Source organism: Micromonospora cynarisoli, from assembly GCF_030518815.1.
Lineage (GTDB): Bacteria > Actinomycetota > Actinomycetes > Mycobacteriales > Micromonosporaceae > Micromonospora > Micromonospora wenchangensis.
In genome coordinates, this window is sequence record NZ_CP130426.1 from 40,798 (window position 1) to 53,261 (window position 12,464).

Consider the following 12,464-nt stretch of genomic DNA (forward strand, 5'->3'; position numbering starts at 1 on the left):
GGTGTGGTCACGGCGGAAGGGGGAGATCAACGGCCGATGTCGTACTGGCAGGGCAGGCGGTAGGTCGTGACAATGGGGCGATGAGTTCGTCGCGGCAGCGGGAGGGCGGGTGACCAGGGTGGGCGTGGAGTCCGGCCCGCCGACGCCGGGTGCCGCCGGGTCAGCCCCGCAGCACCGCTATCTGCTCGACAACGCCCGGGTGGAGGCGGGGGAGCGGTTCACCTGGTTGGCTGAGCTGTTCGACGCTGTCACCCGGGGGCACGTCGACCGGCTCGGAGTGCGGGCAGGCTGGCGCTGCTGGGAGGTCGGCGCCGGTGGCCCCGGCATTCCGCAGGCGTTGGCGGCGGCCGTCGGTCCCGCCGGTCACGTGCTGGCCACGGACATCGATCCCGCCTGGTTGGACCCGTGCGGTGGGTACGAGGTGCTCCGGCACGACGTCGGCGCGGATCCCGCTCCGCAGCCGGGAACCTTCGACCTGGTACACGCCCGGCTCGTGCTCGTCCACGTGCCCGACCGTGCCCGGGCGTTGGCGACGATGGTGGCCGCGTTGCGGCCCGGCGGCTGGCTACTGGTCGAGGACGCCGACACCGGGTTGCAGCCGCTGGCCTGCCTCGACGAGGTCGGCCCGGCCCAGCGGCGCGCCAACCGGCTACGCCGGGCGGTCCGGGAGTTGATGACCCGTCGGGGCGCGGACCTGCGCTTCGGCCGTACGCTGCCGGCCGCGTTGCGGGCGGCCGGCCTGGCCGACGTCGGTGCGTCCGGCTGTTTCCCGGTCGGCGGGGTGGCCTGCGACCGGCTGGAGGCCGCGACGGTGCGTATGGTCCGCCCCGAGTTGCTCGCTGCGGGGTTGGCCACCGACGCCGAGATCGACGCGCACCTGGCCTCCGTCGGGGCCGGCGACCTCGACCTCACCCTCGCGCCGCTGATCTCGGCGTGGGGACGCCGACGGGAGTAGCACGCTCCCCCAGACACCACGTCGGCTCCGCGACGCTGGCGGCGGTCCCTCGACAGCTCCGGGGCCGACGACACACCGACCCGGCACCGGCTGAAGGACCACGCGATCAGCGGCTCGACCGGCACGCCGAGGATCGCCGGGTCGGGCCCCTGGGTGTCACCCGGTGCGACACCCAGGGGTTCCCGGGCCCCGTCGGCCCGTCATCGGCGTACCGGGACCGTCCCCGCCGGTCCGGTGCGCTGCCGGTGTGCGCGGATCAGGTCGGCGTACCGCAGCCCGCTCGCCTTGACCGTGCGCCGCTGGGTGGGGTAGTCGACGTGCACCAGGCCGAACCGCTTGTCGTAGCCGTACGCCCACTCGAAGTTGTCGAGCAGCGACCAGACGAAGTAGCCGGCGAGGGGAACGCCCCGGGCGACGGCGGCCGCGCAGGCCGCCAGGTGCCGCTCCAGGTGGTCGGTGCGCTCCCGGTCCTCCACGGTGCCGGCGGCGGTGACGTGGTCCGGCCAGGCCGACCCGCTCTCGGTGACGACGATCCGGGCCGGCGCGTACTCCTCGTGCACCGCGACCAGCAGCCGTTCCAGCCCGGCCGGATGGTTCTCCCAGCCCATCGCGGTCTGCACCGCGCCCGGCACCGGCACCTGCCGGGCGTACGGCGGGGGGCCGTCCGGGTCGTCGACGACGACCTGCCGGAAGTAGTAGTTGATCCCGAGGAAGTCCGTCGGCGTGGCGATCACGGCGAGGTCGTCGCCGCGTACCGGCGGTTCCACCCGGTAGGTGGCGAGCATGTCGGCGGGGTAGCCGCGGCCGTGCAGCGGGTCCAGCCACCAGCGGTTGACGTGGCCGTCCATCCGGTGGGCGGCGGCGACGTCCGCTGGACGGTCGGTGGCGGGCTCGCAGGGGCTGAGGTTGAGCACCACCCCGACGGAGGCCCGGCGGGCGGCGTTGGCGCGGACCGCCAGGGTAGCCAGGCCGTGGCCGAGCAGGGTGTGGTGGGAGGTGCGCACCGCGCGGGCGAGATCCCGCTCGCCCGGTGCCATCCGGCCCTCCAGGTGCCCGATCCAGGACACGCAGAGCGGCTCGTTGACGGTGGTCCAGTCGGCGACCCGATCGCCGAGGCGGGCCGCGACGACCGCGGCGTAGTCGGCGAACGCCTCGGCGGTGGCCCGTTGCGGCCAGCCGCCCCGGTCCTGCAGGGCCTGCGGCAGGTCCCAGTGGTAGAGCGTGACGAACGGCCGGATCCCGGCCGCCAGCAGCGCGTCGACCAGCCGGTCGTAGAAGTCCAGCCCTTTCGGGTTGACCGGGCCGACGCCTGCGGGAAGCACCCGGGGCCAGGCCACCGAGAACCGGTACGCGTCGACGCCGAGGCCGCGGGCCAGTGCTACGTCCTGCGGCCATCGGTGGTAGTGGTCGCAGGCGACGGTGCCGCTGTCGCCGTTGTCGACGGCTCCGGGCACCTGGCAGAAGGTGTCCCAGATCGACGGTGCCCGGCCGTCGGCGGTGACGGCACCCTCGATCTGGTAGGCGGCGGTGGCGACGCCCCAGATGAAGTCGGCTGGCAGCGTGGACAGGTCGGGCACGTCGGGGTTCTCCTCGTGGGACACGGTGGCGGACTCACTTGACCGCGCCGGCGGTGAGGCCGGCGACGAAGTAGCGCTGCAACGCCAGGAAGCCGGCGACGACGGGCATGCTGACCACCAGCGAGGCGGCCATCACCTGGTTCCAGTAGACGTTGAACTGGGTGGAGTAGCCCTGGAGGCCGACGGCCAGGGTGCGACTGCCCTCGTTGGTCATCACCGAGGCGAACAGCACCTCGCCCCAGGCGGTCATGAACGCGTACACGGTCACGGCGACCACTCCGGGCACTGCCGCCGGCAGCACCACCTGGAACAGCGTGCGGAGCGGGCCGGCGCCGTCGACCTGGGCGGCCTCGTCGAGTCCGCGTGGGATGGAGTCGAAGTAGCCGACCAGCATCCAGATCGAGAACGGCAGCGAGAAGGTGAGGTAGGTGACGATCAGGCCGGTCCGGCTGGCGTACAGCTGGATGCCGGTGGCGTTGCCCAGGTTGACGTAGATCAGGAACAGCGGCAGCAGGAACAGGATGCCGGGGAACATCTGGGTGGACAGGACGGTCACCGAGAACAGGCCCCGGCCGCGGAAGCGGTAGCGGCTGACCGCGAACGCCGCGAAGATCGCCACGGTGACCGACAGGACCGCCGCCACCGAGGAGACGACCAGGCTGTTGACCAGGTAGCGGCCCAGCGGCACGGTCGACCACATGTCCACGAACGCGTCGACGGTGGGACGACGGGGCCACCAGGTGAACGCGTTCTGCACGTCCTGGAGTGGTTTGACCGCCGAACTGACCATCACGTAGAGCGGGACGAGGACGAACAGCGTGAGCAGGGTCAACACGCTGCGGCGGGCCCAGCGTTCGGCGGTGGTTTCACGCATCGTTGCTCCGGCGGTTGGTGAGCAGCAGGTACCCGGCGGTGACCAGGAGCAGGAACAGCAGCAGGGCCACCGACATCGCGGAGCCGGAGCCGAAGTCCCAGGTCTTGAAGGAGCTGCGGTAGATGTGGATGGAGACCAGGTCGGCCTGCTCCGGCGCGGAGCCGCCGAACAGCACGTAGGGGGTGTTGAAGTCGTTGAAGGTCCACAGGAACAGCACCAGCAGCAGTACCAGGTTGACCGGACGCAGCATGGGCAGGGTCACCGAGCGAAACCGCCGCCAGAAGCCGGCGCCGTCCATCGCGGCGGCCTCGTACAGGTCGGCCGGGATGTTCTGGAGGCCGGCCATGACGCACAGGAAGGCGAAGGGCCAGGACCGCCAGATCGACACGATCAGCAACGCGACGAAGCTGTTGTCGCCGATCAGCCAGAACGGCCGGTCGCCGAGCAGCTGCAACTGGTCGACCAACACGTGGTTGACCAGGCCGTTGTCGCGCTGGAACAGGAAACTCCAGGTGATCACGGCGGTGTAGACCGGCAGGGCGTACGGGGTGAGGAAGAGCGCGCGCAGCAGGCCCCGGCCGCGGAAGGGGCGTTGCAGCAGCACGGCGGCGGTGGTGCCGAGCACCCAGGACAGGCCGACCGAGCAGACCGTGTAGAGCACTGTCACCTGGAACGAGTGCAGCAGTGCGGCTGCGGCGGCGGAGTCGAGATCGAGCACCATCCGGTAGTTCTCGGTGCCGACGAACGGGGCGGTGGACCAGTCGCGGATGTGGAACTGGGTGAGTTCGAGCAGGCTCATCCAGGCGCCGACGAGCATCGGCACGACGTGGATCGCCAGTTCCAGCACGACGGCCGGGGCGAGCAGCAGGTACGGCAGGAGTGAGCGGCGGGGTCGGCGGGGGCGGTTCTGCGGTGCCCCGCCCCGGGGCGGTCTGTCCCGCCCGGTGGCGTCGTGGACGGTGGTGGTGGCCATCGTGGTCCTCTCGCGGGGTGGCCGTGGCGGGGTCGGCGTCCCTGCCACGGCCACCGGTCCGGCGGGTCAGCGCATCTGCTGCTGGGCCTTGCTCAGCTTCTGCCGGACGCTGTCCTCGGTGATCGGCTTGCCGCTGGCAGCGTCGGCGAAGAGTTCCTTGATGGCGGTGCCGACGAGGGTCTCGAAGGTGCTCTCGTCGGGAACCTGCGGCAGCGGGGCCGCGGTGGTGGCGAGGGTCTCCTGGAGCACCTTCTGCTCGGGGGCGGCGAACGCCGGATCGCTGGCGGCGGTCGTGACCGGCGGCAGCGATCCGTACGTCTTGTTGAGCGTCACCTGCTCGGCGTCGCTGGTCATGAACTTCACGAACTCCAGTGCGGCGTCGGGGTTCCTGGTGTGTTTGAACACCGCGATGTTGATCCCGGCGACCATGCTGTTGACCTTCCTGCCGCCGGCCGGCGGGGCGGCCAGGAACGGCACGGGGGCCACGGCGTACGCGTCGGGGGCCATGTTCTGGGATTTGAGGTTCGCCCCGGCGGCCTGCCAGAGCAGCATCGCCGCCCTGCCGTTGGCGAAGTCGGACACCGACTGGTTCTGCGCGTACTCGGCGTTGCTCGGGTTGATGATCTTGTCGGTGGCCATCAGGTCGACGTACCGCTTGACCGCGGCGACGTTCTGCGGGGTGTCGAAGGTCGGCTTGCCGGCGGAGTCGAACCACTCGCCGCCGTACTGCTGGCTGAAGGTGAAGGCGTGGTGCGCGTTCTCCGAGGCGTTGGCGCCCTCGACGGCGAGGCCCCACCGGCCGTCGCCGGTCAGTTTCCGGCCGATCTCGGCCACCTGTTCCCAGGTGGTCGGCGGGGCGGTGATGCCGGCGTCGGCGAACGCTTTCTTGTTGTAGTAGAGGGCGTAGGCGAGGCTGTAGAGGGGCACCGCGGCGGGCGGTTTGCCCGGGGCCCCGGCGGCGGCGAGCGCGGCCGGGACGAACCGGTCCCTGCCGCCGACCTTGGCCAGGGTGGCGTCGTCGAACTCGACCATGGCACCGGTCGCCTGCAACGACGCCGACCAGGTGTTGCCGATGTTCACCACGTCCGGGCCCTGTCCGGAGGTGGCGGCGGCGAGCAGCCGGTTGAGCAGGTCCGACCAGGGCACCACCTCCACGTTGACCTTGATGCCGGTCTGCTGTTCGAACCGGTCCAGTTCGGGTTGGAGGATCTGCTTGTCGGCTTCCAGGCTCGCCCCCTGGTTGCTGGCCCAGTAGGTGAGGGTCTTGGCGGATCCGCCGGACGGGTCGTCCGAGCCGCCGCAGGCGGTGAGCGGGGCGGCAGCCAGGACTGCGGCGGTGAGTATCGCGAGGCGTCGTCTCGACACGATCGGGCCTTCCGGTTCTGGTGGTGGGGTGTGTCGGTGCGGTGGCGTGCGCGAGGGGCCGGCAGTCGGAGATCCGGGACCGTCGAATCCGGGGTTTGCGCACCGTGTCGCGGGGGTTACATCACGGCTTAATTAATGTCGTCATTAAAGTGGTTGTCCGCAGGGCCGTCAACCCCGGGGTCGTACAGTCGCTCCGGACGGCCCGGGGGAAGGCGGCGGGGTGGAGTTGGCGCGAGCGACGAATCGGAGCGTGCGGCTGCGGAACCGGTCGGCGCTGCTGTCCAGGCTCTTCCTCGACGGTCCGCTGACCCGGCAGGACCTGATGCGCAGCACCGGCCTCAGCCAGCCCGCGATCAGCAACGTGGTCAGTGACCTCATCGGCGAGGGGCTGGTCGTCGAGGCCGGGGCGGCCGAATCCGACGGCGGACGTCCCAGCATGATGCTGCGGGTCGCGCCCCGGTTCGCCTTCGTCGTCGGGGTGGACGTCGGGGAGACCCTGGTCCGGGTCGAACTGTTCGACCTCGCCATGACCGTGCTGGCCCGCGCCGGTTACCCGCTGGACCCGGCGCGCACCGAACCGGCGACGGTCGCCGGACATGTGCTGGCCGGCATCGACGCGGTCACCACAAAGGCCCGGGTGTCCTGCGCCGACGTGCTCGGCGTCGGGATCGGTGTGTCGGGCGTGGTGGAGCAGGGTGCCGAGGCGGTGGTGCACGCCCAGGCCCTCGGCTGGGACCGGGTGCCGCTGGAGCGGTTGATCCGCTCGGGCACCGACCTGCCGCTGCACATCGACAACGGCGCGAACACCCTCGGCCAGGCGGAGATGTGGTTCGGAGCCGGGCGCGGTGCCCGCCACGCCGTGTTCGCCCTGGTCGGGTCCGGCGTCGGCGCGGCCCTGATGACCAACGGGGTCGCCTACCGGGGAGCGTCCAGCAGCGCCGGCGAGTGGGGACACACCACGCTGGTGTACGGCGGCCGGACCTGCCGCTGCGGAGCCCGGGGCTGCCTGGAGGCGTACGTGGGGGCCGAGGCGGTCATCGACCGCTACCAGGAGGCCCAGGGCGGCCGGGCGGTGCCCGGCGGGGACGAGGAGTCCCGGCTCGCCGCCCTGGTCGAGGCGGCAGCCACGTCGTCCACCGCCCGTCGGGTGCTGGAGGAGACCGCCGGCTACCTCGGCGCCGGGGTCGCCAATCTGATCAACCTGTTCAATCCCGAGCGGGTGGTGCTGGGCGGCTGGACGGCGATGGCGCTCGGCGGTCTGCTGCCCGCGATCCGCGAGGCGGCCGGACGGCAGGCGCTGCGCCAGCCGTACGAGCAGGCGTCGATCGAACTGTGCCGGCTCGGCGTGGACGCGGTCGCGCTCGGTGCGGCCACCCTGCCGGTGGCCCGGCTGCTCGCCACCGGAGGACTGCGGCCGGCGGTCGATAACCACCATAGGTAGCAACCGGGATAAATAACACTGTTATAGATCGATGTCTTGACGCCCGTGCAACATGGCCGCAACACTCGGGAAGAGAGCGCTCTCCGGTCGCGGTGCCGGTCCCGGCGGCACCACCCCGGCACCCGTGACCGCTCTCCTCAGCCCCGTCGCGCCCGGCGTCCGCACCCCCTACCGACAGGCGAAGTCATGACATCTCGTGTCACCCCCGCACGCCCGAGAACGGGCCCACGGCCCTGGCGGCGTACCACCGTCGGCCTGGTCGTCGCCCTCGTCGCGGCCCTGACGCCGACCGCCCCGGCCGCGCCGGCACACGCCGCGCCGGCACTGCTGTCCCAGGGCCGCCCGGCCACCGCCTCGTCGACCGAGGGCGCCGGCTTCCCGGCATCGGCGGCGGTCGACGGCAACACCGGAACCCGCTGGTCGAGCGCCTTCAGCGATCCCCAGTGGCTACAGGTCGACCTCGGGGCCCGGGCCACCCTCAGCCAGGTCACCCTGGTCTGGGAGGCCGCGCACGCGCGGGCGTTCCAGATCCAGACCTCCGACAACGGCACCACCTGGACCACCGTCTGGAGCACCACCACCGGCACCGGTGGCACCCAGACGGTGCCCGTCACCGGCAGCGGCAGGTACGTACGGATGTACGGCACCACCCGGGCCACCGGCTACGGCTACTCCCTGTGGGAGTTCCAGGTCTACGGCGAGAGCGGTGGAGCCGACCCGGTCGAGCCCACCGACCCACGCAACCCGAACTTCGGCCCGAACACCTTCGTCTTCGACCCCTCGACGCCGACGGCCACCATCCAGAGCCGGCTGAACACCCTGTTCACCCAGCAGGAGACCAACCAGTTCGGCCCACAGCGGTACGCCGTGCTGTTCAAGCCCGGCACCTACACCGCCGACGTCAACCTCGGTTTCTTCACACAGGTCGCCGGGCTGGGCATGAGCCCCGACGACGTGAACCTCAACGGCCACGTCCGGGTCGAGGCGGACTGGTTCGGCGGCAACGCGACGCAGAACTTCTGGCGCGCCGCGGAGAACCTGTCGGTCACCCTGCCCGCCGGGGTGAGCGTCGAACGCTGGGCGGTGTCGCAGGCCGCGCCGTACCGCCGGATGCACCTGCGTGGCGCGCAGAACCAGATCCAGCTCTGGAACGGCGGCGACGGCTGGTCCAGCGGCGGCCTGCTGGCCGACACCCGCATCGACGGACTCGTCGTCTCCGGCTCCCAGCAGCAGTGGTACTCGCGCAACAGCGAGTTCGGCAACGGCTGGACCGGCTCGGTGTGGAACATGGTCTTCCAGGGCGTGACCGGCGCGCCCCCGCCGCACTTCCCGAACCCGTCGCACACCGTCATCGCGCAGACCCCGCAGATCCGCGAGAAGCCGTTCCTCTACGTCGACGGCACCGGCGAGTACCGGGTGTTCGTCCCGGCGCTGCGCACCAACTCCACCGGCACCAGCTGGTACGGCAAGACCCCGGCCGGCTCGTCCCTCTCGCTGAGCCAGTTCTTCGTCGTCCGACCGGGCACCAGCGCGGCCACCATCAACGCCGCACTCGCCCAGGGCCGGCACCTGCTGTTCACCCCCGGCGTGCACCGCGTCACCGAACCGATCCAGGTCAACCGCGCCGACACGGTGATCCTCGGGCTCGGCCTGGCCACCATCCAGACCGACAACGGCACCGTCGGCATGCGGGTCGCCGACGTCGACGGGGTCAAGGTGGCCGGCCTCATGTTCGAGGCCGGGCAGACCACCTCGCCGGTGCTCATGGAGGTCGGCCCGCCCGGATCGTCGGCCGACCACTCGGCCAACCCGATCTCGCTGCACGACGTCTTCTTCCGCATCGGCGGGCCGGGCGTCGGCCGGGCCACCAACACCCTGACCGTCAACAGCGACGACGTCATCGGCGACCACATGTGGCTGTGGCGTGCCGACCACGGCGACGGCGTCGGCTGGACGGTGAACACCGCCGACACCGGACTGACCGTCAACGGCGACGACGTCACCATGTACGGCCTGTTCGTCGAGCACTACCAGAAGTACCAGACCGTCTGGAACGGCAACGGCGGCCGGACGTACTTCTACCAGAACGAGATGCCGTACGACCCACCCAACCAGGCCGCCTGGATGAACGGGGCGACCCGGGGCTACGCCGCGTACAAGGTGGCCGACTCGGTCACCAGCCACCAGGCGTGGGGGCTGGGCAGCTACTGCTACTTCAACGTCAACCCGGCGGTGGTCGCGGACCGGGCCCTTGAGACGCCGACGAACCCGAACGTCCGGTTCACCAACATGGTCACCGTCTCGCTCGGCGGGGTCGGCACCATCAACCGGGTCGTCAACAGCGCCGGCGGCACCGCCAACACCACCAACCAGGTGGTCTACCTGACCAACTACCCCTGACCAGCTGGACCGCCCAGGGACGGTGGTTGAGGTCGTGTGACGACACGGCGTAGAGGGACGTGATGACGAAGGCCTCCGGTTGTGGAGTGGAGCCGTATAGGAACCGCTCCGGCAACCAGGAGGCCTTCGTATATCAGCAGGAAGCGGTCGAAGCGATCGTGCAGGGTGCCGCCCGCGACGGCAGGGGTCAGGTGATCGCCGCCTGCGCACCGGAAGACCCGGCATAGGAGCGTCCCGGTGCTTGGCTGCCGCGGGGAGTTGGTCGTCGAACTGGGCAGTCCGCTGCGCCGCGTCGAGCCCTAACCTCTCCAGACTCTAAGCCTTAGGTCACTGAAAATACTCAAAGGGCCGGCGATGGCGACGACAGAGTTCCGCAGTCGGCCACCGCAGGCTGCGATAGGCGCACCGGTGCCGATATCCGAACTCGCAATTTGATCCCACAGTACGCTGGAGTTACTCACCGTAAGCGCACATTTCTGCTGCACCTCGGGCGGATTGTTGGTGTCGATCAAGGGCTCCAACTCTGCTGGCGCTGGCCCCCCTCCCCAGGGATGTCTGCCACGGACACTGGCCATTCCGAACTGATAGTTTATGAGCGATGCCCAAATGTGATGGGCAACGGAATCCCCTCCGGTTCGATCATGTCGCGTCACCACATCAGCATGCACATCTCGACCGACTCTATGATTGACGCGCACTTCAACTGGTCGCTCGACACCAATACCGCCCGTGGTTCCGAGACGGTTGCTCACTGTCGTGTCTGAGAAGCGTCCTACCGAGATGGTCTCGGGTTCGGGGAACTCCAGCATGAGGACTTTTATGCCAAGCCACGAGTTCGCGCTATCCAGAGCCTCCGCTACATCCTTAGGGATCCCCCCTGCACTTGCGGGCATGGCCCCGTCCGGAAAGTCTCTCATGCTGAAGCCCCCAAACCGTTACAGACGAGTCTGTGCCAGCGCCAACCTTACAGGTAGGCGCTCGCCGTGGGTCCATGCGAGTAGCAGATCGTGCCGTCGTACAGGGTGGCCACGCTGCCGTACAGCACGTCCGCCGTAACCCATCCCGGACCACTCGACGTGAAGCCCTTGCCCTTATGCCAGTAGTGCACCGAGGCTGCCGGATCATTCCAGGTCTTGGTGCTTGAGCCGTAGTTGTCGATTACGCCTACGCCCCAGTTGACGTAAATTGCGCCGGCGAATCCGGTGGCCAACTCAAAGCCAGTGTCAATCGTGGTGTAATGCTTGTTGGTATCCACAGCAGTCAAATAGACCCATGACCATCCACAGGTGCCCGATACCCTGTTGTTGGTGCTCACCCCACCCTTCTTTATCGGATACTCGATGCCATTCTCGTCCACGCGCACTTCATAGCCGTGCGCTTCGGCGATGTCGTGGTTGACGCCGGTGCGCGTCATCGTGCCCACTTTCTGGATGGGTGCCTCTGATGCGGTACCCGCAGCGCTCGCCGGGACTGACGCCAGGGGCACACTCAAGATTACTATCAATCCTGTCGCCACAAGGTTCGTCAGCGATCTGAATTTCTTTCGCATACACCCTCCCTCGACCGCCCCGGCGCGTCAATCACCGAAACTTCCTGCCATTTCCTGCCGGACCTGACGCTACTCGCCCACGAGCCGGCCAACACTGCCCAAGAACGTCTATAAAAAGAAATTTTTTTAACATTGATATACGGCAAACTACGCTGGGTATTCAGATAGTTAGATCGACGCCCGGTTCCATGCCTCCTGGAGACGGGGAGTGAGCCTTGTTTCGACATGTGACTTAACTCATAGACGAGTTGTTTCAAAAGCATCATGCATGGGGGTGGCAAGAAGGTCAGCAGCTGTTCAGAATCACCCGTCGGGGAGCCGGTTCACCGAACTCGCCGACCACCTGCGCGTTCGCACGACTCGCCTCGTCTAGATCGGGCGGAAGCGACGTCGGCAGATCCTGCACCGGCACAAGACCATCTTTCGGCGAGCCAAGAGGTCAAGGAGTCCACCGACCCGTACCGGGACGCCCAGCTCGCCCGGATCGGGCATGGAGCAGCCACCTCCCCCAGCGGCTGTCCGCGTTCGACGAAGTCGGGCACCTGGCGATCGGGCGGCCCGGAATGCGTGCCGTTGTCGGCTTCGACCGAACGTTACTCTGGCACACATTCCGTGGGTGATCTTGGTGGGGTTCATGGCAGGGCGAGGATGTGTTTGCGCAGGAGGTCGAGGTCCGCGCAACCGTACATCTGGTGTTTGATGGTCTTGACGCGGTTGACGTGGCCTTCGACCGGGCCTGAGCTCCATGGTCGGTGAGGCCGGCGAGGACGGCGTCGCGGTCGGTGGCCAGGTCGGCGGCGGGTCGGAAGGGAACGGCCGGCGACGTATGATCGCGGTGCGGGTGAAGCGTCAGACCGAGACTCCGGCACCGGTGTGAGGGAGGGGCAGGGTGTTCGGTTCGAAGAAGAAGATCAACGATCTGGTGGCGCAGCTCAGGCCCGACCTGAGTCGGGAGTCGCTCGGCGTCGGGCCCGACTTCCCGGGCGTCGCCCCGAACCCGCTCCTGAGCAGTGACGCACGGAAGCGCAATGCTGAACTGCGTTCGGGGGTGCTTGCGCTCGGTGTTCTCGTCGACTGGCGGGAGGTGAACAGCAACCCTCGCGTGGTCCTGATGTTCGATGTGGAGACCGCCGACGGCATCTCGTTCCGTGGTATCGCCGACGAGGACCTCACGATCACCGAACTCACCCGACTCGCCCCAGGACAGACGTTGCCCGTGCGCTACCGGCCGGCCGTCATGGACCACTACGTCGCCCTTGCCCGGGACGCGGACCCGACCCGTGTGCAGCAGCTCGCTGACGAGATCGCGAGCCGCAAGCGGACCTGACCC

General features: G+C 69.0%; 9 protein-coding genes and 1 pseudogene. 4 read left to right on the plus strand and 6 right to left on the minus strand.

Annotation, left to right across the window (positions count from 1 at the left end):
* Positions 1–109 precede the first annotated feature (109 nt).
* A complete protein-coding gene (locus tag Q2K16_RS00195) occupies positions 110–955 on the plus strand; it encodes a methyltransferase (RefSeq protein ID WP_302742721.1) in 846 nt (281 codons plus the stop codon).
* 200 nt (positions 956–1,155) lie between these two features.
* Here the strand turns inward: Q2K16_RS00195 and Q2K16_RS00200 are convergent, their stop codons facing one another.
* The 4 genes from Q2K16_RS00200 to Q2K16_RS00215 all read right to left on the minus strand — a co-directional run bounded on the left by Q2K16_RS00200 (position 1,156) and on the right by Q2K16_RS00215 (position 5,744).
* Positions 1,156–2,556, minus strand: coding sequence for a GH1 family beta-glucosidase (locus Q2K16_RS00200; RefSeq protein ID WP_302742723.1), 1,401 nt, complete (start codon positions 2,554–2,556; stop codon positions 1,156–1,158).
* A 10-nt stretch (positions 2,557–2,566) separates the two neighbouring features.
* Positions 2,567–3,406 (minus strand): carbohydrate ABC transporter permease, encoded by an 840-nt coding sequence (locus Q2K16_RS00205; RefSeq protein WP_302742724.1) that lies wholly within the window; start codon positions 3,404–3,406, stop codon positions 2,567–2,569.
* Entirely contained in the window at positions 3,399–4,379 is a 981-nt protein-coding gene (locus Q2K16_RS00210; protein ID WP_302742726.1) for a carbohydrate ABC transporter permease, read from the minus strand. Before Q2K16_RS00210 ends, Q2K16_RS00205 begins: the two co-directional genes overlap by 8 nt.
* Before the next feature lie 66 nt (positions 4,380–4,445).
* Positions 4,446–5,744, minus strand: a complete 1,299-nt coding sequence (locus Q2K16_RS00215) for an ABC transporter substrate-binding protein (RefSeq protein ID WP_302742728.1) — start codon at positions 5,742–5,744, stop codon at positions 4,446–4,448.
* 250 nt (positions 5,745–5,994) lie between these two features.
* Here Q2K16_RS00215 and Q2K16_RS00220 point away from each other — a divergent pair, with 250 nt between their 5' ends.
* Positions 5,995–7,185 (plus strand): ROK family transcriptional regulator, encoded by a 1,191-nt coding sequence (locus Q2K16_RS00220; RefSeq protein WP_302742730.1) that lies wholly within the window; start codon positions 5,995–5,997, stop codon positions 7,183–7,185.
* Positions 7,186–7,371: 186 nt separating this feature from the next.
* Positions 7,372–9,585, plus strand: a complete 2,214-nt coding sequence (locus Q2K16_RS00225) for a discoidin domain-containing protein (protein WP_302742732.1) — start codon at positions 7,372–7,374, stop codon at positions 9,583–9,585.
* Positions 9,586–10,549: 964 nt separating this feature from the next.
* Here Q2K16_RS00225 and Q2K16_RS00230 read toward each other — a convergent pair.
* Together Q2K16_RS00230 and Q2K16_RS00235 are read right to left on the minus strand one after the other, a co-directional pair.
* Positions 10,550–10,999: a hypothetical protein gene (locus tag Q2K16_RS00230; RefSeq protein ID WP_302742734.1), complete on the minus strand. Its 450-nt coding sequence runs from the start codon at positions 10,997–10,999 to the stop codon at positions 10,550–10,552.
* A 767-nt stretch (positions 11,000–11,766) separates the two neighbouring features.
* A pseudogene (locus tag Q2K16_RS00235) lies at positions 11,767–11,933 on the minus strand (ISL3 family transposase); the annotation flags it as partial.
* 90 nt (positions 11,934–12,023) lie between these two features.
* Between Q2K16_RS00235 and Q2K16_RS00240 the strand changes: the two are divergent.
* Positions 12,024–12,461, plus strand: coding sequence for a hypothetical protein (locus tag Q2K16_RS00240; protein ID WP_302746704.1), 438 nt, complete (start codon positions 12,024–12,026; stop codon positions 12,459–12,461).
* Positions 12,462–12,464 lie beyond the last annotated feature (3 nt).